Annotated in this window: 1 protein-coding gene; it reads right to left on the bottom strand. The window is 37.0% G+C overall.

Annotation, left to right across the window (positions count from 1 at the left end):
- On the bottom strand, window positions 1-281 hold a 281-nt coding region (locus tag H6A27_RS14810), incomplete at both ends, for a hypothetical protein (RefSeq protein WP_239469739.1).

Below are 281 nucleotides of genomic sequence, written 5' to 3'. Positions count from 1 at the left end.
CTTTTTCCTGTTGCGAAGTTAGTGCAAGCCGCATACTGCAAGTACCAGAACCTTATTCCCTGAATTTTTTCAAAAACTTTTCCAGCTGCAGCTTTTCGGAAAACTTTTCTTGCCTGACGGTGAAATAATTCGGTAATTACTTGCCTGATTGCTATCCTTGCCAACTTTGATAGCAACGTAAAAAATAAATGTTTCACTTCTAAAATTTCAATGTCATGAAGAAAATGGAAAATTCTTTCGTAGTTTCTGGTTTTGTAGGTAAGGATGCAAGCATCCATCAG

Origin of the sequence: Bacteroides caecigallinarum (assembly GCF_016902295.1) — a bacterium.
GTDB classification, from domain to species: Bacteria; Bacteroidota; Bacteroidia; order Bacteroidales; family Bacteroidaceae; genus Phocaeicola; species Phocaeicola caecigallinarum_A.
The sequence above is the reverse complement of the archived record's forward strand: the minus strand, read 5'-3'. Positions and strand labels throughout refer to the sequence as shown.